Source organism: Streptomyces sp. NPDC003720 (genome assembly GCF_042875075.1).
Classification (GTDB): Bacteria; Actinomycetota; Actinomycetes; order Streptomycetales; family Streptomycetaceae; genus Streptomyces.
The window spans coordinates 1-26,019 of sequence record NZ_JBIANZ010000002.1 but is presented as its reverse complement, the minus strand read 5'-3'; the positions used below and the strand labels follow the sequence as shown (position 1 = coordinate 26,019).

The 26,019-nt window shown below is 74.3% G+C and carries 26 protein-coding genes and 1 pseudogene; 12 read left to right on the top strand and 15 right to left on the bottom strand.

Going from position 1 to position 26,019, the window contains the following annotated elements:
* Positions 1 to 43 precede the first annotated feature (43 nt).
* Positions 44 to 427 (top strand): BlaI/MecI/CopY family transcriptional regulator, encoded by a 384-nt coding sequence (locus ACFYU0_RS05565; protein ID WP_351673187.1) that lies wholly within the window; start codon positions 44 to 46, stop codon positions 425 to 427.
* A 31-nt stretch (positions 428 to 458) separates the two neighbouring features.
* Here the strand turns inward: ACFYU0_RS05565 and ACFYU0_RS05560 are convergent, their stop codons facing one another.
* Positions 459 to 2,801, bottom strand: coding sequence for a glycosyl hydrolase family 65 protein (locus ACFYU0_RS05560; RefSeq protein ID WP_351673189.1), 2,343 nt, complete (start codon positions 2,799 to 2,801; stop codon positions 459 to 461).
* The gene (locus tag ACFYU0_RS05555) at positions 2,798 to 3,538 is read right to left on the bottom strand and encodes a beta-phosphoglucomutase family hydrolase (protein WP_351673191.1); all 741 of its coding nucleotides are present in this window, start codon (positions 3,536 to 3,538) and stop codon (positions 2,798 to 2,800) included. Before ACFYU0_RS05555 ends, ACFYU0_RS05560 begins: the two co-directional genes overlap by 4 nt.
* A gap of 119 nt (positions 3,539 to 3,657) precedes the next feature.
* On the opposite strand from ACFYU0_RS05555, the gene ACFYU0_RS05550 reads away from it, so the two are divergent.
* The 5 genes from ACFYU0_RS05550 to ACFYU0_RS05530 all read left to right on the top strand — a co-directional run bounded on the left by ACFYU0_RS05550 (position 3,658) and on the right by ACFYU0_RS05530 (position 10,701).
* Positions 3,658 to 4,305, top strand: coding sequence for a nucleoside/nucleotide kinase family protein (locus ACFYU0_RS05550; protein ID WP_389298031.1), 648 nt, complete (start codon positions 3,658 to 3,660; stop codon positions 4,303 to 4,305).
* 354 nt (positions 4,306 to 4,659) lie between these two features.
* Positions 4,660 to 6,366 carry an ArnT family glycosyltransferase gene (locus tag ACFYU0_RS05545; RefSeq protein ID WP_389298029.1) on the top strand — a complete coding sequence of 569 codons (1,707 nt, stop codon included), beginning with the start codon at positions 4,660 to 4,662 and terminating at the stop codon, positions 6,364 to 6,366.
* 81 nt (positions 6,367 to 6,447) lie between these two features.
* Positions 6,448 to 7,365, top strand: coding sequence for a MurR/RpiR family transcriptional regulator (locus tag ACFYU0_RS05540; RefSeq protein WP_351673238.1), 918 nt, complete (start codon positions 6,448 to 6,450; stop codon positions 7,363 to 7,365).
* 457 nt (positions 7,366 to 7,822) lie between these two features.
* Positions 7,823 to 8,197, top strand: a complete 375-nt coding sequence (locus tag ACFYU0_RS05535) for a hypothetical protein (RefSeq protein WP_351673195.1) — start codon at positions 7,823 to 7,825, stop codon at positions 8,195 to 8,197.
* Between the two features lie 116 nt (positions 8,198 to 8,313).
* Complete coding sequence (locus tag ACFYU0_RS05530; RefSeq protein ID WP_389298882.1) at positions 8,314 to 10,701, top strand: SpoIIE family protein phosphatase; 2,388 nt, start codon at positions 8,314 to 8,316, stop codon at positions 10,699 to 10,701.
* Between the two features lie 40 nt (positions 10,702 to 10,741).
* Here the strand turns inward: ACFYU0_RS05530 and ACFYU0_RS05525 are convergent, their stop codons facing one another.
* The 3 genes from ACFYU0_RS05525 to ACFYU0_RS05515 all read right to left on the bottom strand — a co-directional run bounded on the left by ACFYU0_RS05525 (position 10,742) and on the right by ACFYU0_RS05515 (position 13,022).
* Positions 10,742 to 11,224, bottom strand: coding sequence for a flavin reductase family protein (locus tag ACFYU0_RS05525; RefSeq protein ID WP_389298027.1), 483 nt, complete (start codon positions 11,222 to 11,224; stop codon positions 10,742 to 10,744).
* A gap of 139 nt (positions 11,225 to 11,363) precedes the next feature.
* Positions 11,364 to 12,107, bottom strand: a complete 744-nt coding sequence (locus ACFYU0_RS05520; RefSeq protein ID WP_389298025.1) for a peptidoglycan-binding protein — start codon at positions 12,105 to 12,107, stop codon at positions 11,364 to 11,366.
* 72 nt (positions 12,108 to 12,179) lie between these two features.
* Positions 12,180 to 13,022, bottom strand: coding sequence for a hypothetical protein (locus ACFYU0_RS05515; RefSeq protein ID WP_389298024.1), 843 nt, complete (start codon positions 13,020 to 13,022; stop codon positions 12,180 to 12,182).
* Positions 13,023 to 13,183: 161 nt separating this feature from the next.
* On the opposite strand from ACFYU0_RS05515, the gene ACFYU0_RS05510 reads away from it, so the two are divergent.
* Positions 13,184 to 13,906, top strand: a complete 723-nt coding sequence (locus ACFYU0_RS05510) for a TetR family transcriptional regulator (protein ID WP_389298022.1) — start codon at positions 13,184 to 13,186, stop codon at positions 13,904 to 13,906.
* 183 nt (positions 13,907 to 14,089) lie between these two features.
* Positions 14,090 to 14,506 (top strand): zinc ribbon domain-containing protein, encoded by a 417-nt coding sequence (locus tag ACFYU0_RS05505; protein WP_351673205.1) that lies wholly within the window; start codon positions 14,090 to 14,092, stop codon positions 14,504 to 14,506.
* Positions 14,507 to 14,583: 77 nt separating this feature from the next.
* On the opposite strand, the gene ACFYU0_RS05500 is transcribed toward ACFYU0_RS05505, so the two are convergent.
* Both ACFYU0_RS05500 and ACFYU0_RS05495 read right to left on the bottom strand, forming a co-directional pair.
* On the bottom strand, positions 14,584 to 14,967 hold the full coding sequence (locus ACFYU0_RS05500) for a PPOX class F420-dependent oxidoreductase (protein ID WP_351673207.1): 384 nt from the start codon (positions 14,965 to 14,967) through the stop codon (positions 14,584 to 14,586).
* Between the two features lie 58 nt (positions 14,968 to 15,025).
* Positions 15,026 to 16,204 (bottom strand): aminotransferase class I/II-fold pyridoxal phosphate-dependent enzyme, encoded by a 1,179-nt coding sequence (locus ACFYU0_RS05495; RefSeq protein WP_351673209.1) that lies wholly within the window; start codon positions 16,202 to 16,204, stop codon positions 15,026 to 15,028.
* 202 nt (positions 16,205 to 16,406) lie between these two features.
* Here ACFYU0_RS05495 and ACFYU0_RS05490 point away from each other — a divergent pair, with 202 nt between their 5' ends.
* Complete coding sequence (locus ACFYU0_RS05490) at positions 16,407 to 17,237, top strand: SAM-dependent methyltransferase (protein ID WP_351673211.1); 831 nt, start codon at positions 16,407 to 16,409, stop codon at positions 17,235 to 17,237.
* Between the two features lie 141 nt (positions 17,238 to 17,378).
* Positions 17,379 to 18,764 carry a S1 family peptidase gene (locus ACFYU0_RS05485; protein WP_389298018.1) on the top strand — a complete coding sequence of 462 codons (1,386 nt, stop codon included), beginning with the start codon at positions 17,379 to 17,381 and terminating at the stop codon, positions 18,762 to 18,764.
* A 109-nt stretch (positions 18,765 to 18,873) separates the two neighbouring features.
* On the opposite strand, the gene ACFYU0_RS05480 is transcribed toward ACFYU0_RS05485, so the two are convergent.
* The 6 genes from ACFYU0_RS05480 to ACFYU0_RS05455 form a co-directional block, all read right to left on the bottom strand.
* On the bottom strand, positions 18,874 to 19,059 hold the full coding sequence (locus tag ACFYU0_RS05480; RefSeq protein ID WP_351673214.1) for a hypothetical protein: 186 nt from the start codon (positions 19,057 to 19,059) through the stop codon (positions 18,874 to 18,876).
* Positions 19,060 to 19,240: 181 nt separating this feature from the next.
* Entirely contained in the window at positions 19,241 to 19,936 is a 696-nt protein-coding gene (locus ACFYU0_RS05475; RefSeq protein WP_351673216.1) for a L,D-transpeptidase, read from the bottom strand.
* Positions 19,937 to 20,141: 205 nt separating this feature from the next.
* Positions 20,142 to 21,056 carry an SDR family oxidoreductase gene (locus ACFYU0_RS05470; protein ID WP_389298016.1) on the bottom strand — a complete coding sequence of 305 codons (915 nt, stop codon included), beginning with the start codon at positions 21,054 to 21,056 and terminating at the stop codon, positions 20,142 to 20,144.
* A 100-nt stretch (positions 21,057 to 21,156) separates the two neighbouring features.
* Positions 21,157 to 21,786 carry an MBL fold metallo-hydrolase gene (locus ACFYU0_RS05465; protein ID WP_389298015.1) on the bottom strand — a complete coding sequence of 210 codons (630 nt, stop codon included), beginning with the start codon at positions 21,784 to 21,786 and terminating at the stop codon, positions 21,157 to 21,159.
* Positions 21,786 to 22,874 carry an S-(hydroxymethyl)mycothiol dehydrogenase gene (locus ACFYU0_RS05460; protein WP_389298013.1) on the bottom strand — a complete coding sequence of 363 codons (1,089 nt, stop codon included), beginning with the start codon at positions 22,872 to 22,874 and terminating at the stop codon, positions 21,786 to 21,788. The genes ACFYU0_RS05465 and ACFYU0_RS05460 overlap by 1 nt, the downstream gene beginning before the upstream one ends.
* A 158-nt stretch (positions 22,875 to 23,032) precedes the next feature.
* Entirely contained in the window at positions 23,033 to 23,326 is a 294-nt protein-coding gene (locus ACFYU0_RS05455) for a hypothetical protein (RefSeq protein ID WP_351673224.1), read from the bottom strand.
* A gap of 173 nt (positions 23,327 to 23,499) precedes the next feature.
* Between ACFYU0_RS05455 and ACFYU0_RS05450 the strand changes: the two genes are divergently transcribed.
* Positions 23,500 to 23,865 (top strand): nuclear transport factor 2 family protein, encoded by a 366-nt coding sequence (locus ACFYU0_RS05450; RefSeq protein WP_389298011.1) that lies wholly within the window; start codon positions 23,500 to 23,502, stop codon positions 23,863 to 23,865.
* 282 nt (positions 23,866 to 24,147) lie between these two features.
* Here ACFYU0_RS05450 and ACFYU0_RS05445 read toward each other — a convergent pair whose 3' ends face one another.
* Positions 24,148 to 25,170 (bottom strand): CU044_5270 family protein, encoded by a 1,023-nt coding sequence (locus ACFYU0_RS05445; RefSeq protein ID WP_389298010.1) that lies wholly within the window; start codon positions 25,168 to 25,170, stop codon positions 24,148 to 24,150.
* A complete protein-coding gene (locus tag ACFYU0_RS05440; protein ID WP_389298008.1) occupies positions 25,163 to 25,726 on the bottom strand; it encodes an RNA polymerase sigma factor in 564 nt (187 codons plus the stop codon). Before ACFYU0_RS05440 ends, ACFYU0_RS05445 begins: the two co-directional genes overlap by 8 nt.
* A 106-nt stretch (positions 25,727 to 25,832) precedes the next feature.
* Here ACFYU0_RS05440 and ACFYU0_RS05435 point away from each other — a divergent pair.
* A pseudogene (locus tag ACFYU0_RS05435) lies at positions 25,833 to 26,019 on the top strand (cytochrome ubiquinol oxidase subunit I); the annotation flags it as partial.

Genomic DNA, 26,019 nt, shown 5'->3' with positions numbered 1-26,019 from the left:
CGGGCCGTCCGGCCGACGGCACTACGCGCTGTAAGGTTGGGCCATGGCTGGCAGAGGGTCCCGCGACCGGGCGGAGCGGCGCAGCGCCGGGGAGCTGGAGCACGAGGTACTGGCCGCGCTGTGGGCCGCCGGCCGGCCGCTGACCCCGGCGGAGGTGCAGGCGGCGGTCGACGGGGAGCTGGCCTACAACACGGTGCACACCATCCTCAAGCGCCTGTACGACAAGGGCCTGGTGCTGCGGGACGCCGGCGGCCGCCGCGGCGCGTACCGGGCGGCGAAGGACGCGGCGGAGCTGACCGCCGAGGCCATGCACGAGGCGCTGGACCGGGGGCCGGACCCGATCGGCGCGCTCCGGCGGTTCGTGACCGGTCTGAGCGCCGACGAGGCACGGGCGCTGCGCGAACTGCTCGTCGCGGACGGCGGCTGAGTCCGGCGGGCCGGGCCCGCCGGACCGGGGCTCAGCGGGCGTGCGGCGCCCGGTGGGCGGGCTGCGCCGGGGCGGAGCGGGGACGGACCGGAGGCACGGCGCGGACGGCCGGCTCGTCGGTGCTGACCGTCAGCGCCTCCCCGTGGTGGCGGAGCCTGAGCGGGGGCCCGGCGAGGAGCGTGTAGGTGGCCTTGTCGGCGCCGATCTCCACACGCAGACGGCGGGTGCGGTACTGCAGGTGGAAGGCCACCCGGCGCAGCCGCTCCGGGAGGCGGGGCGCGAACCGCAGGCCCTCGCCGTCCCGGCGCATCCCGCCGAACCCCGCGACCAGCGCCATCCACGTGCCGGCCAGCGAGGCGATGTGCAGCCCGTCCCGGGTGTTGTGCTCCAGGTCCGCGAGGTCCATCAGCGCCGCCTCGGCCGTGTAGTCGTAGGCGAGCCGCAGGTGCCCGGCCTGGGCGGCGACGACGGCCTGGACGCAGGCGGACAGGGAGGAGTCGCGCACGGTCAGCGGCTCGTAGTAGGCGAAGTTGCGGGCGACCTGCTCCTCGTCGAAGGCGGCGTCGCAGGTGTACATCGCCAGCACCAGGTCGGCCTGCTTCACGACCTGTTTGCGGTAGAGGTCGAAGTAGGGGAAGTTCAGCAGCAGCGGGTACTGGTCGGGGCGGGTGCCGGCGAAGTCCCAGCGCTGGTAGCGGGTGAAGCCGGCGTGCTGCTCGTGCACGCCGAGTTCCTCGTTGTACGGGATGTGGATGGCCTCGGCCGCGTCCCGCCAGGCCGCGCTCTCCTCCTCGTCCACACCGAGGCGCTCCGCCTCGCGTGCGTGCCGCTCGACGGAGTCCGCCGCCGCCAGCAGGTTCTGACGTGCCATCAGGTTGGTGTACGTGTTGTCGTCGGCGACCGCGCTGTACTCGTCGGGGCCGGTGACGCCGTCGATGTGGAAGACGCCGTGGTGGTCGTGGTGGCCCAGCGAGCGCCACAGCCGGGCCGTCTCCACCAGCAGCTCCACGCCCGCCTCGCGCTCGAAGTCCAGGTCGCCGGTGGCCTCGACGTAGCGCAGGACGGCGTCGGCTATGCCGGCGTTCACATGGAAGGCCGCGGTGCCGGCGGGCCAGTAGGCCGAGCCCTCCGCGCCCTGGATGGTCCGCCAGGGGAACGCGGCCCCGCCGAGGCCGAGTTGGGCGGCGCGCTCGCGGGCCTCGTCCAAGGTGCTGTGCCGCCAGCGCAGCGCCTCGGCGACGGCCTCGGGGGCGGTGTGGGTGAGGACGGGCAGCACGAACATCTCGGTGTCCCAGAAGGCGTGCCCGTCGTAGCCGGAGCCGGTGAGGCCCTTGGCGGGTATCGCCCGCCGCTCGGCGCGCGCCCCGGCCTGCAGCACGTGGAAGAGCGCGAACCGCACGGCCTGCTGGATCTCCTCGTCGCCGTCCACCTCGACGTCCGCGCGGTCCCAGAAGTCGTCCAGGTGGGCCCGCTGGTCGTCCAGCAGCCCCTGCCAGCCGTCGTGCGCGGCGGCGGCGAGGGCGGCGTCCACCTGGTCGGCCATCGCGGGCAGCGAGCGGGCGCCGGACCAGCCGTGGGCGACCAGCTTCTCCACCCTGAGCGTCTGGCCGGGTTCCAGGACGGAGGTGACGGTCAGCCGGGCCACGTCGATGTCGGCCTCGCTGCGGGTCGTGGTGCGCTCGGGACCGGTGACCACGTGGTCGGCGGCCACCGCCACCCGCAGGCCGCTGCGCCGGGTGCGGTGCACCAGGCGCAGCCGGTCGCCGGAGGCGAAGCCGTCCTCCTGCTCCAGCGGCGACTGCAGGGCGATCGCCGCGCGCGGGTCGCCGTTCGCCCCGGGCAGCTGCTCGTTGGCGACCAGCTCCGACTGGATCACCACCCGGCTGCGGCTGCCGACCGCCTCCACCTCGTACGCCACCGCGGCGACCGCCCGCTGGGTCAGCGACACCAGCCGGGTCGAGCGCACCCGGACCGTGGAGCCGGCCGGGGACGTCCACTCACAGGTGCGCTCCAGCACCCCGCGGCGCAGGTCCAGCACCCGCTCGTGCCGCACCAGCCGGCCGTAGCGCAGGTCGAACGGCTCGTCGTCGACGAGCAGCCTGATCACCTTGCCGTTGGTGACGTTGATGACCGTCTGCCCGGACTCGGGATAGCCGTAGCCTGCCTCGGCGTACGGCAGCGGGTGCAGCTCGTGCACCCCGTTGAGGTAGCTGCCGGGCAGGCCGTGGGGCTCGCCCTCGTCCAAGTTGCCGCGCCAGCCGACGTGCCCGTTGGACAGCGCGAACACCGACTCGCTCTGCGCGAGGACGTCGAGGTTCAGGTCCGTCTCGCGCACGGCCCACGGCTCGACCGTGTACGACCGGTGGGTGATCACCGCTTGCCTCCCAGCTCGGCGAGGTCCTTGACGACGACGCTCGCGCCGTGCGCGTACAGCGCGTCGCCCTGTCCGGTCCGGTCGACGCCGACGACGTAGCCGAAGCCGCCCGCCCGGCCCGCGTCCATGCCGGCCAGGGCGTCCTCGAAGACGGCCGCCCGGTCCGCCTCGACGCCCAGGTCGCGGGCGGCGGCGAGGAACGTGTCGGGGCGGGGCTTGCCCGGCAGTTTCCGCTCGGCGGCGACGACCCCGTCGATGCGCACGTCGAAGAAGTGCTCGGCGCCCACGGACCGCAGCACGTCACGGCAGTTGGCGCTGGAGGACACGATCGCGGTGCGCAGGCCCGCGGCGCGGACCGCCTCCAGATAGCGCAGGGTGCCCTCGTAGGCCTCGACGCCGCCGGTGCGGATCTTGTCCAGCAGCAGGACGTTCTTGCGGTTGCCGAGGCCGTGCACGGTGCCGGCGTCCGGCGGATCGTCGGGGCCGCCCTCGGGCAGGTGGATGCCGCGCGACTCCAGGAAGGCGCGGACCCCGTCGGCGCGCGGGCGTCCGTCGACGTACTCGTCGTAGTCGGCGACCGGGTCGAACGGCCGTCCCCGCTCGCCCTCGTAGTCGCTGAGGAAGGCGTCGAAGGTCTCCTTCCAGGCGGCCGCGTGCACGACGGCCGTCCTGGTGACGACCCCGTCGAGGTCGAAGAGGCAGGCCTGGATGGAATCGGGCAGACCGAGCTGAGTCATACTCAGCACTCTTCCCCAAGAGGCGCGGTCCAGTGGGTGTCGCGCACCACACGGCCGATACTTTCGCACCTTCTCACCGGGGTCTCACCGGCCGGGCCGCGGGTGACACACTCTGTGGTGTGCCGCTGACCTTCGACGACCTCCTCGTCCGCGCCCGCACCCTCACCCGTGAGGGGCGGCGCGCCGTCCTCGGTGTCACGGGCGGCCCGGGCGCCGGCAAGACGACGCTGGCCGAGCACCTGGTGCGGGCCCTGAACGCGGGCGGGCCGCCCTGGGGGGCGCACGTCCCGATGGACGGCTTCCATCTGGCCGACGCGGAACTGGACCGGCTGGGCCGCCGGGACCGCAAGGGCGCGCCGGACACGTTCGACGCGGCCGGGTACGCGGCCCTGCTGCGGCGGCTGCGCGAGGAGACCGGCGAGGTGGTGTACGCGCCCGGGTTCGAGCGGGTGCTGGAGCAGCCGGTCGCGGGCTCGATCCCGGTGCCGCCGAGCGCGCGGCTGGTGGTGACGGAGGGCAACTACCTTCTGCTGGACGAGGGTTCGTGGGCGCGGGTGCGGCTGTGCCTGGACGAGGTGTGGTTCTGCGAGGTCGACGAGGAGGAGCGGATCCGGCGGCTGGTCGACCGGCACGTGCAGTTCGGCAAGGAGCGCGCGGCGGCGGTCGCCTGGGTGCTGGGCACGGACCAGCGCAACGCCGACCTGATCGCGACGACGCGGGACCGGGCGGACCTGCTGGTACCGGCCGACGCGGTGCCCACGCCTTAGCCCGGTGCCGCGGGCGGGCGCGGTGGTGGGGCTCCGTTGGCAGTGGCGGACCCACTTCGACGGGCGTGGCGGTGGAATCCCGGCGGCCGTGGCGGTTCGACTCCAGTGGCCGTGGCGGTTGGACTCGGCGGGCGTGGCGGTACGGCTCCGACGGGGTGGCGATTCGGCTCCGGCCTGCGTGAACGTTTCGACCCCGGCAGCCGTGGCGGTTGGACACTGGCGCCGTGGCGGTTGGACATTCGCGGCCGGGGCGGTTGAACCCCAGCAGGCCGCGGGCCGTACCGGTGTGCGGGGCGGAGGGTCGGCCGGTGCGGCTCGGGCAGCGGTGGCGTCCCGGTGGCGGGAGCGGTGCGGATGACGGCGCGCGAGCAGCAGGGCGCCCGCACGGGCGGTGCGGGCCCGGCCCTGGAGGTCCCCGGCGACGGCGGCCCCGGGCCGGCCCCGGCGCGGCCGGGCGGCCTGGCCGGACTCTCGCGGCACCGGCGATGGCTGGTGCCGCTGCTCGCGGCGCTGCTGCTGGCCCAGATGGCGGCCGCGATGGTCACCACGGCCGTCCAGCAGACGCCCACCGTCGACGAGCCCGTGTACGTGGCCACGGCCACCGACTACCTGCACGAGCACCGGGTGCGCTACAACCCCGAGCACCCGCCGCTCGGCAAGCTGCTGATCGCGGCCGGGGTGGCGGTGGCGGACCCGCGCTACGACGCCGCGTACTCCGGCACCCAGGGCGAGGTGGGCCGGCACCTGCTGTACGAGTCGGGCAACGACCCCTGGCGGCTGATGCGGTGGGCGCGGCTGCCGGTGATCGTCCTGACCCTGCTGTTCGGCCTGGTGGTGTTCGCGTTCGCGCGGGACCTGGCGGGCGACGGGGGCGGCTTGGCGGGCCTGGCGCTGTACGCCTTCTCCCCCGATGTGATCGCGCACGGCTCGCTGGCCACGCTGGACGTGCCGGCGGCGGGGTTCGTACTGACGTCGGCGTGGCTGGTGTGGCGGGCGCGCCTGCGGCCCCGGCTGTGTCTGCCGTTGTCCGGCGTGGCACTGGGGGCGGCGGTGGCGACCAAGATGAGCGCGCTGCCGGCCGTCCCGGTGGTGATGCTGCTGGCGGTGCTGTCGGTGTGGGGCGCGGACCGTCGCGGGCGGCTGCCGCGGGCGGCGGCGGCCGCGGCGGTCGTCGCGGGGGCGGCGGTCGCCGTGGTCTGGGCGGCGTACCTGGCGGTCGATCCGCGGCTGCGGTTCGACCCCGCCGCGCCGGTGCCTGCCGTGCACGGGCTGCGCGGGCGGGTCACGGAGCTGCTGCCGCTGCCGCCCGCGTACCGGGCGGGGATGCGGGTGCAGTTCGGGTTCGAGAACCAGCACTGGCAGGGCTTCCTGTTCGGGCACCTGTACACGGGGGCGCGCTGGTACTACCTGCCGGCCGCGCTGCTGGTGAAGACGCCGCTCGGGCTGCTGGCGCTGGGCGCGGCCGGCGCCGTCCTGGCCGTGGGGTTGCGGCGGCTGCGGCCCGTGGCGCCGTACCTGCTGCTGCCGCCCGGGGTCCTGCTGGCGGCGGCGATGACGGGCGCACGCGACCTCGGCACCCGGTACGCGGTGTTCGTGCCGGTGTTCCTCGCGGTGGCGGGGGCGTGCGTGCTCACGGTGCGCCGGCACCGCACGCGGGTGCCGGTGGGGCTGCTGGTGCTGCTGGTGGCGGTGAGTTCGCTGCGGACCTTCCCGTACTACCTGCCGTACGCCAACGAGGCGTTCGGCGGCCCGGCGCACACGCACCGGCTGCTGCACGACTCCAACGTGGACTGGGGCCAGGACCTGGGCCGGCTCGCCGACCGGCTGCGGGAGCGGTACCCGGGCGAGCGGGTGTGGCTGGTCTACAAGGGCAGCGGGGTGCCGTCGTACTACGGGATCGACGCCCGTGATCCGCGCGGGGTGGCGCCGGAGCGGGTGCACGGGCTGCTGGCCGTGTCCGACTCGGCGGCCGCCAAGGCGCGCGGCGGGCTGGCGGAACTGATCGCCTCGAGCCACCCGGTCGGCGAGGTAGGGCACTCGGTCACCCTGTACCGGCGGTGAGTCGGCCGCCCCGTAAACCCCCTGCTCATGACTGCCGGTGAGCTATGTTGAGTGGTCGTGGGAGACAATGGAGGCGGACCGGTGCCCTCGCCGCAGCAGGCACGCGCCCAGGCATCAGCGATCACCTCGGGCAAGGCCGTGCCGGAGGCCGAGGCGGCACCGACCTCCCAGCTCAGGGAACTCTTCGACGGCCCGCAGCTCTCGCCCGGGCAGCGCCGGGTCGCCCAGTACCTGATCGAGCACATCACCGAGGCCGCGTTCCTGTCGATCACCGAGCTGGCGGACCGGGTCGGCGTCAGCCAGCCCTCGGTCACCCGCTTCGCCGCGGCCGTCGGGTTCAGCGGCTACCCGGCGCTGCGGGAGAAGCTCCAGTCGATCGCGCTGAGCAGCCTGGCCGGCGGACCCGGCGAGGAGAACCGGGCCAACGAGCTGCAGGCCGCCGTGGACGCCGAGATCCAGAACCTGGAGAACCTGCGCCGCGACGTCGCCGACCCCGACCGGGTGATCCGCGTCGGCCGGGAGCTGTCCCGGTCCACCCCGCTGACCGTCCTCGGCCTGCGCATCTCGGTGTCGCTGGCCGAGTACTTCGGCTACGCGGCCCGCCGCATCCATCCGGACGTGCGGCTGGTGACGCGCGGCGGCAGCGTGGCCTACGACACCCTGCTGCAGGCCCGCGAGGCGGGCGGGGCCTGGGTGCTGGCCTTCTCCATGCCGCGGCACGCGCAGGAGACCCTCACCGCGCTCCGGGTGGCCCGGGAGGCGGGGCTGAAGGTCGCGCTGATCACCGACCTGGCGCTGGGGCCGCTGGCCGAGGAGGCCGACATCGTCTTCGCGACCGGCACCGGCTCCCGCCTGGTGTTCGACTCCTACGCGGCGCCCGGCGTGCTGGCCTCGGCGATCCTGCAGGCCATGACCGACGCCGACCCCGAGCGCACCCAGGCCCGGCTGGAGAAGTACGAACAGGGCGCCGATCAGCACCACTTCTTCCTGAAGGACTGAAACCTGCGGCCACGCGGCACACTTCGCGCCGGTTCTTCCCGCCGCAGCCCGGCGGCCAGGAAATCCTTCGCCGCAGGGGATCATTCACCGCATACCGCGCATGAATGTTTTCATACGTCTTGCCAAGCCGACGGCATATATAAATACTGCTCACGGATCGCACCCGGCGCACTCCGGGACGGTCTCGCCCCCGCGGGCCCACCGCCCGCGGCACCGCCCCGAGAAGGACGACGTACCGCATGCGCATGCAAGTCCGCCCGCCGCGCCGGTTCCCGTCGTCCGGGGCTCCCGCTCGGGCATCCCAAGCCGCCGTTCCCTACCCACGTCGGCGCCCGGGATGTCCGGTGGCGCACCGCCCAGGCGGCGCGCCGCGTGGCGGCCCCGGCCATCCCCTAGGCCGGGGCCGCCCCAACCGGCGGACCACCCTCAAGACGCCGCACTCCGGAAGCGAAGACCCATGCCCCTGACCACCACGCGCATCAGCCCCGACTGGCCCTGTCAGGTCAAGACGCCGGGCACCTACGACTGGGAACGCTCGGCGGCCAGGTGGCTGCGCGAGCTGATCCCGGCGCGCTACGGCAGCTACCCGGCGATGATCCGGCATCCCGTCCTGCTCGCCCGGCACGCGCAGATCCAGGTGCAGCAGGAGATCCGGGTGGCGCGGACCGCGCTGCAGACGGCCCGGGCCGAACTGCCCGTCCTCGGTCTGCCGGAATCGGTCATCGAGCACACGATCAAGCTGTACGCCGCCGAGGTCCTGCAGCTCCAGCACATCGCGCGCAGTGTCCGCGCGGTCAGCGAGGCACTGGCCGGACGCGGCACCGGCCGCTGACCGGGTGCCGCCCGGCGCACCGTCCCGGCTCCGCCGGACCGCCCGGTTCGGGCTGGTACGTCCACCCCGGCGAGCGGGAAAACGGGTACGGCAGACGAGTGATCGAACGGGCCCGGATGTGCGATGCTCAACGCGTGACGAGCGAGCCCGTGCCCCCCGTGGACCCCGGCCCGCGCGCCGATGTGGCGGCGCTGGCCAGAGTCGTGGCCCGGCAGCGCGCCGAACTGGAGCGGCTGCGGGACCAGGCCGCGACGTCGGCCCTGCTGGAGCGGGCCACAGGCGCCCTGATGGCGTCGACCGGCTGCTCCCCCGACGCCGCCCACGACAAGCTGCTGCACGGCGCCAAGGCCGGCGGCCGCACGCTGCTCGAGGAGTGCTGGATCACCCTGGGCGCCCTGCTGCCGGCCGAGCGGGCCGCCCCGGGCGCGGGCCGGCCCCCGGCCGCCGGCCGCTGGGACCCCCCGGCCGCCGGCACCGGCGACTTCGCCGACGTGCTGGCCCGCGTCGGCCGGGCCCTGGTCCAGGTCGGCTCGCCGCAGGAGCTGGCCGCGTGCCTGCTGGAGCACCTGGCGCAGGAGGCGGGCGCCGACGCGGTGCTGCTCTACGCGCGGCTGCCCGAGGACGGACTCGAACTGCTAGGTCACGCGGGCATCGAGCCGACCCTCGCCACGCAGTGGCACCACGTACCGCCCGTGTCCGGACTCGCCCCGCTCGACGCCCTGCGGTCCGGCGAGCCGTGCTGGCTGGAGGATCCGGTCGCGGACCGCAAGCGGTACCTGCTGATCGGCGACCCGCCGGAGCGCTGGCCGTCGCGGGCCTGGCTGCCGGTGCCGGGCGGGGAGACGGCCGGCGTCGCCCTCGGCGTGCTGCGCCGGCACGACGGCCCCTTCGAGGCGGGTGAGCGCGAACTGCTCCGGGCCGTGGCCCGGCTGTGCGCGGGCCGGCTGCGGGTCTTCGACGCCCCGCCGGGACGCCCCGACGACGCCGCCCGGACCGTGCAGACGGTGCTGGACGCCCTGCCCGGGGCGGTGATCCTGCTGACCCCGCTGCGCGCCGCGTCCGGCGAGGTGGAGGACTACCGGATCGACGCGGCCACCCCCGGCGCGGTCGACGTGTTCGGCCGGACGGGCCGGGACCTGGTCGGCAGGCACATCCTGGAGAGCTACCCGTCCGTCGCCGGCGAGCCGCTGTGGCGCGGCTACCTGGACGCCCTCGCCACCGGGGTCGCGTTCGAGAGCGAGCCGTTCGCCTACCAGGACATCACCGACGCGATGCCCGTGACCGGCACCTACTCGGTACGGGCGGCGCCGCTCGGCGACGGGCTCCTGGTGTCCTGGCTGCGGCACGACCCCGCGGAGCTCCAGGAGCAGCGGCTGTCGGACGTCCAGCGGCTCGGCAACCTCGGCTGGGCGAGCTGGAACCTGGTGACCGGGGAGACCGCCTGGTCCGCGCAGACCTTCGCCGTGCTCGGCCGGGACCGGGTGCGCGGACCGGTCGCGCTGGAGGGGCTGCCCGGCCTCGCGCTGCCCGAGGACGCGACCGTCCTGCGGCAGGCGATCACCGGACTCACCGGACGGGCCGAGCCGTTCGACGTGCCGTTCCGCATCCAGGGCCCGCTCGGCGTGCGGCACCTGCGGATGGTCGCGGAGGCCGTGACGGAACCGGACGGCACCCTCGCCGAGGTGCACGGCTTCGTCCAGGACCTCACCGCGCAGCGCAGCGCCGAACTCGCACTCGCCGAGAGCGAACGCGCGATGCTGCTGCAGCGCGGGGTCCTGCAGGCCGAACGGGCGCTGGCCACCCGGCTGCAGCACGCGCTGCTGCCGCTGCCCAGCAAGCCGGTCCGGCTGGCCGGACTGCGCATAGAGGTCGCCTACCTGCCCGCCCAGTCCGGCGTCCACGTCGGCGGTGACTGGTTCAGCGCCATAGAACTGCCCGAGGACGCCGCGCTGTTCGTGGTCGGCGACGTGGCCGGTCACGGCGTCGGCGCGGTGGCGACGATGGCCCAGCTCCGGTTCACCGCCAAGGGCATGGTCAGCACGGGCTCCTCGCTGACCGGGGCGCTCGCGCGGCTGAACCAGCTCCTGCTGCAGTCCCGGGACACCCGGAACACGGCCACCATGGTGCTCGCCCGGTACGACCGGGCGAGCAGGGTGCTGTCCTGGACCCAGGCCGGCCATCCGCCTCCGCTGCTCGTGCGGGACGGCGAGATCCGCTACCTCGACCGCCCCCGCGGCATGCTGCTCGGTGCGAGCACGTCCCCCGTCTACGAGTCGGCCCGGATCCGCCTGGAGCCCGGGGACCGCCTGCTGCTGTACACCGACGGCCTGGTGGAGCGCCCCGGCGAGGGGATCGACGCGGGCCTCGCCCGGATGGCCGAGGCGGTGCTCGCGCACGAGCGCGGGGCCGGCGGGTCGCTGGAGGCGCTGCTCGCCGCGATGCTGCCGGGCGAGCGGCGGGACGACGTGTGCGTGCTGGACATCCGGATGCCGCGGGAGGAGTAGCGGGCTTCGTCGTCACCGGCCGTCCCGGCGTGCCGACGGTTCAGCCCGCCGGGTGCCCCGGCTCGACGCGTTTGGCGTCGGACAGCCGGAGCAGAGGCCCGCCGGGGCCCTCGCCCCCGTGCACGGGATCGAGGACGAAGCCGACGTGGTCGCCGCCGTCGGTGCGGTGCAGGACGGTGCCGGTGAGCCAGGCCGCCGCGTCCCGCAGCAGCACGGCGCCGTCGGGCCCCTCCCGCCAGGGCACCCGGGCGAACTTGTCGACCTCGTCTCCGGTCTCGCCGCCGAAGATCTCCAGGAGCTCCCGCTGGTCGCGGGTGAGCAGGTGCACGGCGAGGCAGCGGGCGGCGCGGGCGACCCGGTAGGTGCGGTTGGCCTTGGACAGCCACACCGCGAACCGCTGCGGCCGCATGGAGCACTGCGAGGCGAAGCCGACCAGACAGCCGGCCCGCTCGCCGCCCGCCGCGGCCGTCACCACGCACAGGTCCGGGTCCAGCCGCCGGAAGAAGCCCTTCACGTCCGTCATGCCATCCAGCTCTCGTCCGCGTCGTCGCCCTGCCCTCCCCCGTCGCGGACGCCCGCCGCAGGCCAGGGGTGCGGTGAGAGTGCCCCGGGCGCCCGGGGCCGAACCACGGGCGGGCGCGAGCGGGCCCGGCGCGGCCGGTTCAGCCGCCGGCGGCCGTCCGGGACTCCAGCGCCCGGCGGGTGTCGTCGCCGTACACGCCGGTCTCGTCGCCCCTGATGCCGTACCAGAGCTGGAACCGGGCCACGGCCGCGGTGAGCACGGCGTCGTAGGTGCCGCTGGCCGAGCCGTCGCGGTAGACGTCGGGGACGCGCAGCAGACGCTGCTGCAGTGCGGTGACCTCGGGGCCGGTGTCGCCCTGCCGGAGGGTGCCGGGGCCGTCCGGGTCGGTCGCGGACCTGTCCCCTGGGGCGTCCGGTGCCGGGGAGGGCGGGGCCGACACGGCGGGGTGGGAGGGCCGCGGGGCCGCGGTGGCCCCATGGTGGGCGGGGAGCAGCAGGGCGCAGCCGAAGCCGGCGAGCGCGGCCGCGCCGACCGCCAGGGCGACGGCGGCACGGCGCTGTCCGGCGCCGGGGCCTGCGGGCCGCGGGGCGGCCGGGACGGGCGGCAGTTCCTGGGTCTCCTCCTCGGCGGCGCGGGGTGGCCCGGACGCGGTGCGGCCCGGCCCGGACGCCGTCCCGAAGGACTCGTACCCCGCCTGCCCGGTGGGCGCCGGCCCGGGCGCGTTCCGCCGCGGGCCGCCCTGTCCCGGCCCGCCCGGACCCGGCTCCGGGTGCAGCTCCCGCATCAGTTCGGCGAGGGCGTCGAAGCGGCGCGGGCGCAGTACGCGGACCGGCTCCAGGGGCGGTCCCCCGTGCGGCGGTTCAGGGTCGGGCGGTGTCGGCACCTCGGCTCTCCTTCCGTCCCGTGCGTACGCACGTCCCCCCGGCGTGAGATACGGCGGAGGCGGCGGCCCCGTTCAGGCCGGGACGGGCGCCTGCTGGACGAACCGGCCCAGGGACGAGGTCAGCGCGCCGACGAAGGCGTCCCGGGCCTCCTCGGGAAGCGCGTCCAGGGACAGGTAGGGGTTGAGGTCCTCCAGTTCGACCAGCAGCAGCTCGCCGTCCGGCGCGCGGCAGGCGTCGACGCGCTGGATGCCGTGGCCGAGTCCGTTCCAGTCGATGAAGCGCCGGGCGAACTCCAGGTCGGCGGCGGTGGCCTGGTACGGGACGAGCTCCCAGCGGCGCTCCGGGTCGGGGGCGTAGAGGGCGTACTGGAAGTCGTCGTCCACGAAGTAGAAGGACACCTCGTAGGCGAAGTCGACGCAGGGCTGGATGAGGACCGTGCCGTCGGCGAGTCCGGTCAGCCGGCCGGCGGGCAGGGTCCTGAGGCCCAGGGAGTCCGCGCCGAGCTTGGGCTTGACGACGTAGCGTTCGGCGGCGGGCAGCCGGTGCAGGTCCGCGACGCGGTCGACCGTCGGGATGACCGGGAAGCCGGCGGCGCTCAGGTCGAGCAGGTACTGCTTGCCCCTCATGTCCGCCTTGCCGGTGAGCGGGTTGTAGACCCGGGCGCCGGTGTTCAGGGCCCGCTCGCGGAAGGCCTCGTACTCCCTCTGGTAGCCGAGGACGGGCCCGCTGTTGCGGACGACGACGGCGTCGTGGCCGTCCATGAGCGCCGCCGCGTCCAGCGGGTGGCACAGGGCGAGGTCGAAGTGCTCGCGCAGCCGGGAGGTGAGGAGGATGTCCTCGTCGCAGTAGCGGCGCCCGCGGGCCGGGTACGCCAGATCGGTGACGTAGAGGATGCGGGGGCGGGCGGCGGGCATGAGGTCTCCTGGCGGAACGGGACGTGCGACGGGGGCCGGCGGCGGCTGCGGAAAGGTTACGCCTTGTCCTGACCGGTCCTGTACAGCACTCAGTTCCCTCATTCGGGGCTCTCGACTGCACTGAGTGTCACCGATCGGATTCTGGTGCTACGTTCCCGTTCATGAGTTCCAGCAGCGCGGCGCCGGCCGCGAAGCCGCCGATGCGGGACGCCCTGGTCGCGGCGGCCTTCCAGCTCTTCCTGGAACGCGGGTACGAACAGACCACCGTGGACGACATCGTGGCGCTGGCCGGGGTCGGCCGGCGTTCGTTCTTCCGCTACTTCCCGTCCAAGGAGGACGTGGTCTTCCCCGACCACGAGCGCTGCCTGGCCGACATGACCGCGTTCCTCGCCGCGAGCGCGGCCGACGCGGAACCGGTGCGGCGGGTGTGCGACGCGGCCCGCCTGGTGCTCGGGATGTACGCGGAGAACCCGACCTTCTCCGTGCAGCGCTACCGGCTCACCAAGCAGGTGCCCGGGCTGCGCGCCTACGAGCTGTCGGTGGTGTGGCGCTACGAGCGCGCGCTCGCCGAGTACCTGCGGCGCCGTTTCGCCGGGCGGCCGGACGGCACGCTGCACGCCGACGTGGTCGCGGCCGCCGTGGTCGCCGCGCACAACAACGCCCTGCGCTCCTGGCTGCGTTCGGACGGCAGGGGCGACGCGGGCGCCGAGGTGGACCACGCCCTCGGCCATGTGCAGGCCGCGTTCGCCGAGCCGGTGCGGGTCGGCCCCGCCGGGCTGCCGGGCGGCGAACGGCCCGACGACGTGGTGGTGCTGGTGGCCCGCCGGGCCGCCCCGCTGTGGCGCGTCGTGCAGGAGTTCGAGGCGCTGGCCGGACGCGCCTGACCCTCCGGGGCGCACCGCCGCGGCACACCGGACCTTTACAGATTCGGGGTACGGAGTGCCTTTACGAGTGACACTGAGTGCCATAGCCTGTGGGCGTGCACGGTGGCACCGCGGCCGTGCGCAGACGTGCGCGGCTCAGGCCGGGCATGCGGGATTCCGGCCGAGCGCAGGGAGTTGACCAGCGTGTACCACCACTCAGCAAGCACCTCCATTCCGGTGGCCGGCTCCGCGACGGGCCTCCTCGAACCCGTCGCCGCGGACTCCAAGGACGCCATCACCTTCCAGCGCTGCACCTGGTGCGGCACCGCGATGTACCACCGGCTGCTGTGTCCGGTGTGCCAGGGCAGCGAACTGCGCACCGAGCGCAGCGAGGGCACCGGCACGGTGCGCCACTCCACGGTGGTGCACCGGAACACCCCCGCGGCGCGCAACGTGTCGCTGATCGAGATGAGCGAGGGGTTCGTCGTACGGGGCCGGGTCATGGGCCCGCCGATCGGCATACACAGCGGGGACCGGGTGCGGCTGTCCACGGCCAAGGACCCGGTGCGCGGCGAGCCGGTCTTCCAGTTGGTCGACGAGCCCTACCGCGCCTGGAGCTGACGCCCCGGCGGCTTCCCCGCGTCCGCGGGACGGCCGCCCCGGCAGCCGGGGACGGCGGCCCGCTCAGGACCCGAGGGTCACCCGAAGGTCACCCGGATGCCGACCGTGCCGTCCGTGCCGCGCCGCAGCCGGCTGCCCAGCAGGGTGAGCCGGCCGACGATGCCGTACTTGCGCGCGATGAGGGCGCGGTAGCGGGCGGTGGTGGCCGCGTCGGTGATCTCGGCGGTGGCCGGGACCTGCCCGCCGGTGGGACGGCCCCGCACGTCGCAGGGACCCACGAGGACGTCGGCGCGCCGGCGGATCCGCTTGACCTTCCAGCTGTCGGCGGTCGTCCACACGCCGAGGCCGTCCCCGTCCCGGACCACCCATACGGGGGTGGCGACCGGGGTGCCGTCCTTGCGGTAGCTGGTGACCAGCAGGTACTTGCCGGCGGCGAGGCGGTCCGTCCGTGAGTCGTCCATGCCCGGCAGTCTAGGAGCCCACGGGCCGTTCGGGCACATGTGCGTCCGGCCGGTGGCCTCAGGCCGCGGCGGCGGCCATCCGGCGCACCCCCTCGGTGAGGATCTCCGGCGAGGTCGCCAGGTTGAGCCGGGCGTGCCCCGCGCCGCCGGTGCCGAACGGCAGGCCGGAGCTGAGCGCGACCCGGCCGCGCTCCAGGAACACCGCGGCGGGGTCGTCGCCGAGGCCGAGGGCACGGCAGTCGAGCCAGGCCAGATAGGTCGCCTCGGCCGGGTCGTAGCGGATCGCCGGGAGGTGTTCGGCCAGCAGTCCGGCGAGCAGCCGCCGGTTGCCGTCGAGCCCGGTGAGCAGGGCGTCGAGCCAGGCGCCGCCCTCGTCGAGCGCGGCGGTGTGGGCGATCACGCCGAGGTGGCTGGGGCCGTGGCTCACCTCCTCGGGCATGCTCGCCAGGTCCCCGGCGGCGCCGGGTCCGGCGAGGGCGAGCGCGGCCTTCAGACCGGCCAGGTTCCAGCCCTTGGACGCGGACATCAGCGCCAGGCCGCGCTCGGCGCCGGGCACGCTCAGGTACGGCACGAAGGTGGCGCCGGGGGCGACGAGCGGCGCGTGGATCTCGTCCGCGACGACCCGGACCCCGTACCGCTCGGCGAGGTCCGCGACGGCGGCGAGCTCGGCGGCCGTGTGCACCGTGCCGGTGGGGTTGTGCGGGCTGCACAGCAGGAACGCGGACCGGCCGCCGCCCGCGGCCGCCGCCCGGAACGTCCGCTCCAGCCGGTCGATGTCGATGCGCCCGCCGGGGCCCAGCGGGGACTCGACCACGCGGCGGTCCAGGTGGGTGACGAACTGGTAGAACGGCGGGTACACCGGCGAGTTGACGACGACCGGATCACCGGGGCCGGTGACCAGCTTCAGCATCTCGACCACGCCGAGCATCACGTCCGGGACGATCGCGGTGCGCCCGACGTCGATGCCGTCCCAGTTCCAGCGCTCGGCGGCGAAGCGGGCCAGCGCCTCGGCGTAGGCGGTGCCCACGGGGTAGCCGGTGTCCCCCAGGGCGAGCGCGTCGGTGAGGGCGCGCACCACGGGCCCGGCGAGCGGAACGTCCATCTCCGCCACCCACAGCGGCAGCACGTCCTCCGGGTAGGTGCGCCACTTCATGCTCGTACGACGGCGCAGCCGTTCGAGGCCGAGGGCGCGCAGCGGGTCGGGTTCGCCTGGTGTGCCGTGCGGGATGCTGGTCATGGGGCTCAACATAGGCGGCCGCGGTCGGTGCGGAAACGGGGCAGGCCGGACAGGTGGGGCGCGTGGTGCGGGGAGCGCGGGCGGCCGCCCCGGTGCGGGGCCCCGCGGAATACCCGGGTGTCGCCGCGTGGGCCAACTCGGGCGTCTAGATTGCGTCTTGACCGGTGCACCTCATTCATCAGGCGACCAGGAGCTGACCCACGTGACCGACAACCCGGCAGCCACCAACGACGTGGCCGTGTCGCTGCGCGCCCGCATCAACACGGGACAGCCGCACACGGCCCGGATCTGGAACTACTGGCTCGGCGGCAAGGACAACTACGAGGTCGACCGCGCGGCCGGCGACCAGATCCGCGGGCTCCACCCGGGCATCGGCGACTACGCGCGCGCCGACCGGCTGTTCCTGGGCCGGGCGGTACGGCACCTGGTCGGCGCGGCGGGCATCCGGCAGTTCCTGGACATCGGCACCGGGCTGCCCACCGCCGACAACACGCACGAGGTCGCCCAGCGGATCGCGCCGGACGCGCGGATCGTGTACGTCGACAACGATCCCCTGGTGCTCGCGCACGCCCGGGCGCTGCTCACCAGCACGCCGGAGGGCCGCACCGACTACCTGGACGAGGATCTGCGCAATGTCGACGCGATCCTCGAACACGCCTCCAAAACGCTGGACTTCAGCAAGCCGGTGGCGCTGATGCTGCTCGGCGTGGTCATCTTCATCGGCGACGAGGAGGACCCGTACGGCCTGGTGCGGCAGTTGACCGACCGGCTGCCGGCCGGCAGCCACCTGGTGCTGTCGCACACCGTCACCAGCCCGGCGATGCCGGACGTGGACGAGGCCGTCAGGTTCTGGAACGAGCACGGCACTCCGAAGCTGACCCAGCGCAGGCCGGAGGACGTGGTCCGGTTCTTCGACGGTCTGGAGCTGCTGGAGCCGGGCGTGGTGTCGTGCTCGCGCTGGCGCCCGGACGACGACGCCGGCCCGGAGCCGGAGGAGGTGGCCATGTTCGGCGGGGTGGCGCGCAAGGGCTGAGCGGGCCCGGACCGGGTGGATCGCCGCCGCCGGTGAACGCCGCCGGGCCGGGCCGCGTACTGAACGCCGGGCGCCCCACGCCGGTCGGGGCCCTCGCGGTGCCGGTACGGGCATCGCGCGTCCGGTGTTCGGGAGCCATGCATGAGGCACGCACGACGACGGGTCGTGAGGCGGGTGACACGGCTGGCGGCGGTCGGCGGACTCCTGCTGGGAGGCGCGATGGTCGCACAGGCCGCCATGGCGAGCGAGACTCCCCCGGCGTCCGTCCGTCCGCTCGCCGCCACGGGCACGGCCGGTGACCCCGGGGCCGCGCTGGTGGCGCGGCTCGGCACGGCGCGGACCGCGGGGAACTGGATCGGCCCCGACGGCCGCCCGGTCGTGGCGGTGACCGACGCGGACGCGGCGCGGACGGTGCGCGGGGCCGGGGCCGAGGCGAAGGTCGTGCGGCACAGCATGGACGAGCTCAGGTCGGCCACCGGCACGCTGCGTTCGGCGCCCCGGGTCAGCGGCACCGCGTGGGCGGTGGACTACCGCACCAACCGGGTCGTGGTGCGGGCCGACCGCACGGTGTCGGCGGGCGACTGGTCCCGGATGAGCCGGGTGGCCGCCGGGATCGGGGGCTTCGTGCACATGGAGCGCACCCCGGGCGCCTTCACCGCGCGGCTGAACGGGGCGCAGCCGATCCTGTCCACGGGCGGCCGCTGCTCGGCGGGGTTCAACGTCACCGACGGGCGGCGCGACTACATCCTCACCGCCGGCCACTGCGGGCCCTCCGGGTCCACCTGGTTCGCCGACGACCAGGGCGACCGGCGCCTGGGCAGCACGGTGAGCAGCGACTTCCCCGGCAGTGACTTCTCGCTCGTCCAGTACGACTCCGGCCGGGCCGGTCCCGGTGCGGACGTGGTCGCGGTCGGCGGCGGCAAGGGTGTGCGGATCACCGGGGCGGCCGATCCGTCGGTGGGCCAGCGGGTGTTCCGCAGCGGCAGCACCAGCGGGCTGCACGACGGCCAGGTGACCGCCCTGAACGCGACCGTGAACTACCCGGAGGGCACCGTCACCGGGCTCATCGAGACCGATGTGTGCGCCGAGCCCGGCGACAGCGGCGGTCCGATGTTCTCCGAGGGCGTCGCGCTGGGCGTCACCTCGGGCGGCAGCGGCGACTGCACCACGGGCGGTACGACCTTCTTCCAGCCCGTGACCAGGGCGCTGACCGCGCTGAACGTCAAGCTCCTGGTCTCTGCGGGGAACACCGCCGGCGGCCAGGGCGCGGCGGCCTCCCCCGCTCCGTCCGCCCCGGCCGCGGGGGGCGGTGCCGCGCCGAGTGCCGCCTCACCGGGTTCCTCGGCGCCGGTCACGGGCGGCTCCGAGGGCCGGACCCTGCTGGCGCGGATCACGGACACCCGGAACGTCGGACCCGGGCTGCTGGTCGTCGCGGGCAGCGTGATCGCCCTCGTCGCGACCCGGTACATCCGGTCCGAGCAGGACCGCAAGGCGTACCAGCGGCACTACTCGGCGACGTGGGGCTGACCGGAGGGCGGTGGACGGGAGCCGCTCGGCTCCGGGAGGTACGACGAGAAGGGCACCCGTACGCTCACGGGTGCCCTTGGCGGTACGGCCGGGAGGCCGCCGGGTCGGTTCAGGCAGCCTGGTCTGACTGCGGGGCCGCCAGGGCCCACTCCATCACGAGGCGCTGGTACTCCGCGCGCTGCTCGGTGGTCAGTGTCCCGCCCGACCGGCGCCACAGGGCCCTGATCTCCTCGTTGACCTCCGCGGCCGATCGCTCGGAGGCGGTTGCAACAGTGGTGGACATGTTGTGAAGCATATGCCGCTCGACGTGAAGGCGCTGTGAGCAAGCACCCTCGATGTGGACATATCGGACCGTGTTACTCATCACGTCAATGAGCGGGGCGGACACGCGAGTTGCCGCGCCGGGCCACCGGGCCCGGTGCTCCCGCGGCCGGCGGCGCAGTGATCGGGATCACAGCGCCGCCCACCCCGGTGGCTCAGGTGCCCGGCTTGCGGCCGTACACGTAGACGTCGTCGCCGTTCTTCAGCAGCGACCAGTACTTCTTGGCGGTGGCGGTGGTCATGTTGACGCAGCCGTGCGAACCGGGCGGGTTCCACATGCTCAGGCCCACCGAGTGGAAGGCCTGGCCGCCGTCGAAGAACTGGCTGTAGGGCATCGACACGTTGTAGATGGTGGAGACGTGGTCGATGTCCCGCCAGTAGATCTTCTTCAGACCGGTGCGGGTCTCGTAGCCGTTGCGGCCGGTGCGCACCGGCACCGGCCCGTAGACCAGCCGGCTGCCGTCCTGGATCCAGCTGAGCTGGAGCGTGAGGTTCACGCAGGCGATCCGGCCCTTGTTCACCGGGCACTTGCCGGCCTTGTTCGGGTTGTTCCCGACGGCCTTCTGCTTGTTCATGAGATCCATCACGCCCCAGGTGACGGGACCGGCGTAGCCGATGTTGGGCGTGATGCCGTGCTTGTTCTGGAAGGCCTGTATGGCCTTGCAGTCGGTGGTGGACTGCTTGCCGTCGACCGGGCGGCCGAGGAACTTCTCCACCTGCTTCTGGTACGGCCCCGCCTGTGTGGTGCAGCTCGCGGCCTGGGCCGGCGCCGCGGTGAAGGCGAGTGTGAGCGGCGCCACCAGCCCGGTGACGCCCAGTGCGACGACACCGCGTCTGCGCATGTCCCCCATGTCGGCCTCTTCCCCTTGTCCCCTTGCGCCCGGAAGTGTCCCCGGGTGGTTCCCATCGCGATTCCCGCGGTTTCCGTTTACTAGACCTGCCGGGACGCCGGAGGGTTGTGGTTCCGGCCAGGCTGTGACGAAACGGTGAAACAGGGGGGCTTCGGGGAGCGGCGTTCCAGGGGCCACGGGCCCTGCCGGGGGCGGCCCCCCGGAATCAGCGGTATCCGGTGGTGTCGGCCGGCCGCCCCGGGTCCTGCACCTCGGCGAGGTACCGCCAGGCGTCGGGCCGGCTGCCGTCCAGGTCGGTGAAGCCGTACTCCCGGGCGAGCCCGCCGCTGGACAGGGACCGCCCGTTGAAGCGGGACACCCCGGGGTCGGCGGCCAGGGCGGCCACGGCGCGGCCGGTGTAGCGCGGGGTCTCGGAGATGGCGAAGTGCGGTTCGCGGTCGAGGGCGTCGCGCCAGTTCTCCTCCCGCACGCCAAAGGCCTCCAGCATGATCTCCGAGCGCATCCAGCCGGGGGTGAGCGCCACCGCGCTCGCGCCGCGCGGGCCCAGCTCGTGGCCCAGGGCGAAGGCCATGCGCAGCACGGAGGCCTTCGCGAGGTCGTAGAAGAGGTTCACGCGGTAGGTCTCGCGGTTGTAGTCGGCGGTGCCGTCGGTGAGCTCGACCACCAGGCCGCCGGGCCGGCGCAGCAGCAGCGGCAGCGCGAAGTGGCTGGTGATCGCGTGCGTCTCGACGGCGAGGCGGAGCAGCCGGAGCCCGTTGTCCAGGTCGTGCTCCCACACCGGGGTGTTCCACTCGAAGAGCTTCTCGCCGCCCCAGATGTCGTTCACCAGCAGGTCCAGGCGGCCCTGCTCGCGGTCGACGCGTTCCACCAGGGCCCGCACCGCGGCCGGGTCGAGGTGGTCGACCGGCACGGCGACACCGTGTCCGCCGGCCTCGGTGACCAGGTCGGCGGTGTCCTCGATGGTCTCGGGGCGGTCGTACTCGGAGCGGCGGGCGCGGGTGCTGCGTCCGGTGACGTAGACGGTCGCCCCGGCCGCGCCGAGTTCCGTGGCGATGCCCCGTCCCGCGCCCCGGGTCGCCCCTGCCACCAGTGCGACCCTGCCCCGCAGCGGACCTGACATGTCCGGCCTCCTGTTCGTGTACGACTGCTGTCGCCGTCCACTCTCACCGGGAAGCCGGACATCTCCTGTCACCTTTCCGCCACCTCTCGGCGGTGGGGCGTCAGTGGCCGCGCTTGATCCACTCCTCCAGGTGGGGCGCCTCGGCCCCGATGGTCGTGGACTCGCCGTGCCCGGTGAGGACCTTGGTCTCCGGCGGGAGGGTGAGGAGCCGGTCCCGGATGGAGCCGATGATCGTCGGGAAGTGGGAGTACGAGCGCCCGGTGGCGCCGGGACCTCCCTGGAAGAGGGTGTCGCCGGTGAAGACGACCCCGAGTCCGGGGTCGTACAGGCAGACGGCGCCGGGCGCGTGACCGGGGGTGTGCAGGACGGTCAGATCGGCGCCCGCGGTCTCGATGACCTGTCCGTCGACGAGGTGCCGGTCGGGCTCGCGCTCCGGGTGGGTGAGCCGCCACAGCGGCATGTCGTCGGCGTGCAGCCAGATGGTGGCGCCGGTCAGCTCGGCGAGCGCGGGGGCGGCGTCGATGTGGTCGTTGTGGGCGTGGGTGCACACGATGGCGGTCAGGCGCCGGTCGTCGACGGCCCGGGCGATCGCCTCGGCGTCGTGGGCGGCGTCGATGACGATCACCTCCCGCTCGTCGCCGACGATCCACACGTTGTTCTCGACGTCCCAGGTGCCGCCGTCGAGGCTGAACTGGCCCGAGGTCACCAGGCGTTCGATGCGCACGGTCATCAGAGGACCACCACCGAGCGCAGCACGTCGCCGTGGTGCATGCGCTCGAACGCCTGCTCCACCTCGTCGAGTTGGATCGTCTCGGTGACGAACGCGTCCAGCGGCAGCCGGCCCTGGAGGTGCAGGTCGACGAGCATGGGGAAGTCGCGGGAGGGCAGGCAGTCGCCGTACCAGGAGGACTTCAGGGAGCCGCCGCGGCCGAAGACGTCCAGCAGCGGCAGTTCGAGCTTCATCTCCGGGGTGGGCACGCCGACGAGGACGACGGTGCCGGCCAGGTCGCGGGCGTAGAAGGCCTGCCGGTAGGTCTCGGGACGGCCGACCGCCTCGATCACGACGTCGGCGCCGAAGCCCCCGGTCAGCTCGCGGATCGCCTCGACCGGGTCGCTCTCCTTGGAGTTGACGGTGTGGGTGGCGCCCAGTGTGCGGGCCTTCTCCAGCTTGCGGTCGTCGATGTCGACGGCGATGATCCGCACCGCGCCGGCGAGGTTCGACCCGGCGATCGCCGCGTCGCCGACGCCGCCGCAGCCGATGACGGCGACGGAGTCGCCGCGGCCCACGTTGCCGGTGTTGATCGCGGCGCCGATGCCGGCCATGACACCGCAGCCGAGCAGTCCGGCGACGGCCGGCGAGACGGCCGGGTCCACCTTGGTGCACTGCCCGGCGGCGACCAGGGTCTTCTCGGCGAACGCACCGATGCCCAGCGCCGGCGACAGTTCCTGCCCGGTGCCGGCCAGCGTCATCTTCTGCTCGGCGTTGTGGGTGTTGAAGCAGTACCAGGGCCGGCCGCGCAGACAGGCCCGGCAGTTCCCGCACACGGCACGCCAGTTGAGAATGACGAAGTCGCCCGGGGCCACGTCCGTGACGCCCTCGCCGACCGACTCCACGACACCGGCGGCCTCATGGCCGAGCAGGAAGGGGAAGTCGTCCGAAATGCCACCCTGTTTGTAGTGCATATCGGTGTGGCAGACGCCGCAGGCCTGGACGCGTACGACGGCTTCGCCGGGCCCCGGGTCCGGGACCACGATCGTCTCGATCCGTACGGGTTCGTCCTTCCCCGGTGCGATCACGCCGCGTACTTCCTGCGCCATGGTCCGGCCCCTTCCTCGTAGTGCGTTCGGTGCGACCCTACGCGCGAACCTCGGGTGGCGGCACGGACCACGACCGGAAGAGTGGATCTTTCGGCCCGGCGGTCCGCCGGGCCGGTCCGGGGCCGCCCGGCGGGACGCCCCCGGACCGCGGGGCGGGCCTAGAGGCCGGGGAGCAGACCGGTCGCGGGGGCGACCAGGTCCGTGAGCCGGCCCAGCTGTCCCAGTCCGTCGGACGAGCCGAGCTGGTTCAGCCCGCCCAGTTGCTCGGAGACCTTCGGGAGCTGGCCCTGCTGGTCGTCGGGGATGCCGGTGGTGGCGAGCGAGTCCACCGCGGACAGCGGGCTGATCCGCTCCGGGGCGCTCTTGTCGGCCGCACTGGCCATGGGCGCGGCGAGGCCCGCGAACCCGGCGGCGAGACCGACGGCGGCGACGATACGTCGTGTTGAGATCATGTCCTCAGCAACGGCGCCGGGCCCCGGCCGGACACGGGTGTGCGGCGGCGCTCACTCGTCAGGCGGACCGGGCCCGCTGCGCTTGCCGAGCCCGCCGGGGCGGAGGAGCCTCGGAGATGGGGCTCGCGCCGCCCTTCTCCGCCGGGCCGCGGGCGCCTGAAGGAGGTCACACCATGGGCACCGCGACAGGCTCCAGCTTCGACACCGAGACACTGCGCCGGGGCATAGAGGGGACGACGGGGAACACCCTGCTGTCCCTCTACGCGGACGACGCGCAGATCCGCATCATCGACCGCAACACCCAGCCGAGCCACCCCAAGATCCTGCGCGGCAGGGGCGAGATCGCGGCGATGCTCGACGACGTCTACAGCCGCGACATGACGCACCGGCTGGACCGGTGCGTCGTCCAGGGCGACCACGCCGCCTACTGCGAGTCCTGCGAGTACGGCGACGGTACCCGGGTCCTCGCGGAGTCGATGATCACCCTGCGCGATGGCAAGATCGCCGAGCAGATTCTGATTCAGGCGTGGGACGAGTAGGGAGGAAGACCGCGAGGGTCCAGGTCGGCGCGCGGCTGACCTGGACCTTCTCGGCCCGGGCGGCACTGGGGCGGGCCCGCCCGCGACGGTCGGCGCCGGTGTCCGCCGCGGGTGTTCACCTGTCCGCCGCCGTCGTCCGGTCGCTCCTGCGGGCCGTGCGCCCCGGTCCCCGCCCCGCGCTGCCGCGCCCGGCCCGCACCCGGCGGCGGATCCGGCTCCGGTGACCCGGGCGGTGCGGGCCGCCGGCGACCGTTGCGCCGCGGGGGCGGGCCGGGGACGCGGTCAGCGCATCCAGGCGCTGTAGTCCATGACCGCACCGGCCTTCACGCCGTACTCCGGGACGTCCTCGGTGAAGGTGTCCTCCATGCCGAGGACGGCCCCGGTGCGCGGTTCCAGGATCAGCATGCGCCGGACGCCCTCGGTGTCGTGGACGTACGCGCGTCCGGGGCGGCCGAGGCGGTCGGTCACCTCGCCGGCCGGCCTGAGCCCCCCGGTCTGCGCGAACAGCCGCACGACGGCCGCCGACTCGCGGGCGCCGAGGGTCCAGTGGTCGAGCAGTTCCGCGACCGCGTCGAGCAGTTCGGCGGTGGTCAGCGCGTCCGTGCCGCGGTCGGCCTGAGGCCGGGCGATCTCGGTGAGGTAGACGCGCAGGCGCGCGGCGGCGTGCGGCGGGGGCGCGTCGGGCGGGGCGTCGCTCCACGTCGGCGGGTACGTGGTCCGGCTGATCACCTGGCCGTCCGCCACCAGGTGCGGCTCGTCGCCCTCGTCGGTGACGACGGGGCGGCCGGGCCGGCGCGGGTCGGTCGCCACGACCAGTTCGGTGCGGCTCGCGTCCGCCCGCCAGCGCACCACCCGCTCCTCGGGGAGGGTGACGGGCGGCTCGCCGTCGCTCATGCCGAGGCTCCACGTCTGCACATGCGTGCCCCTGCGCAGGGTTGGGGAGCCCGCCGCCGCGGCCGCGTCGGCCAGGGCGGCCATGTCGCGCAGGGGTACGGGCGCGGCGCCGGAGTGGACCGTCAGCGGCCGCGGCGCGGCCACGGCCCGCGGGGCGCCCGGGTCGCCGAGCACGGCGTTGACGGCGATCCCCAGGACGACGACGGTGGCGGCGAGTCCCCAGACCAGCCGGGCTCGCCCGGCGCGGACGGGCAGCGCCCGGAGCGGCCGGACGCGGCGCCCTGGCCGGGGTTCGCGCAGCAGCCGCTGGAGGTCCTGCTCCGCGCGCTCGTCCAGCGGGCCGTCCGCGAAGCGGGGGCCGTCGTGCGGCACCGGGTCGGCGCGGCGCAGGAGTTCGAGTTCGTCAGCCATGTCGTTCGTCCTCGCGGGGGGTCGCGTCGGCTGGGGCGGTCGCGGCCGCGACCGGGGGCCGCAGCCGGTCGATCTCGGCCCTCAGCCGGTTCCTGGCCCGATGCAGCCGCATGGCGGCGGCCCGGCTGCCGCAGCCGAGGGCGACCGCGATCTCCTCGGCGCCGAGCTCCTCCCACGCCGCCAGGCGCAGCACCTCCTGGTCCGCCGGGGACAGCCGGTCCAGGGCCTCGTGCACCCAGGCGCCCGGGGCGTCCGCGTCGGGGCCGGCCGCGACGTGCCGGGCGTGCGCGGCCTCGTCGTTGCCGATCCGGTCCACCAGCCGGCGCCGGCGCCCCTGGCCGCGTACCGCGTTCGCCAGGCAGTTCCGGGCCACCCCGTACAGCCAGGGCAGCGGCGTCGCGGGCAGGTCGGTCCGGCGGCGCCAGGCGACCGTGAACACCTCCGCCACCACTTCCTCCACCTCGTCGGCCCGCCCCCGCAGCCGCCTCGCGACATAGCGGCTGACCGCCCAGTAGTGCTCGCGATAGGCAGCGGCGAAGATCTCGTCGTTGCTCATGTCCGGTTCTTGTCCGGCACCGGCCGGATCGTCACACCCCTCTTCCGTGATCCTTCTCGCGCCGTCCGAGTGTGACCGACGGGGCGCCCGCCGACACAGGCGGGACGTGAAGAGGATCAGAGACATCAGGGCCGTGCGGTGGCTGACGACCACCGACCACAAGACGATCGGGACGCTCTACCTGGTCACCGCGTTCGGGTTCTTCCTGATCGGCGGCGTGATGGCGCTGCTGATGCGCGCCGAGCTGGCCCGTCCGGGCCTGCAGATCATGTCGAACGAGCAGTTCAACCAGG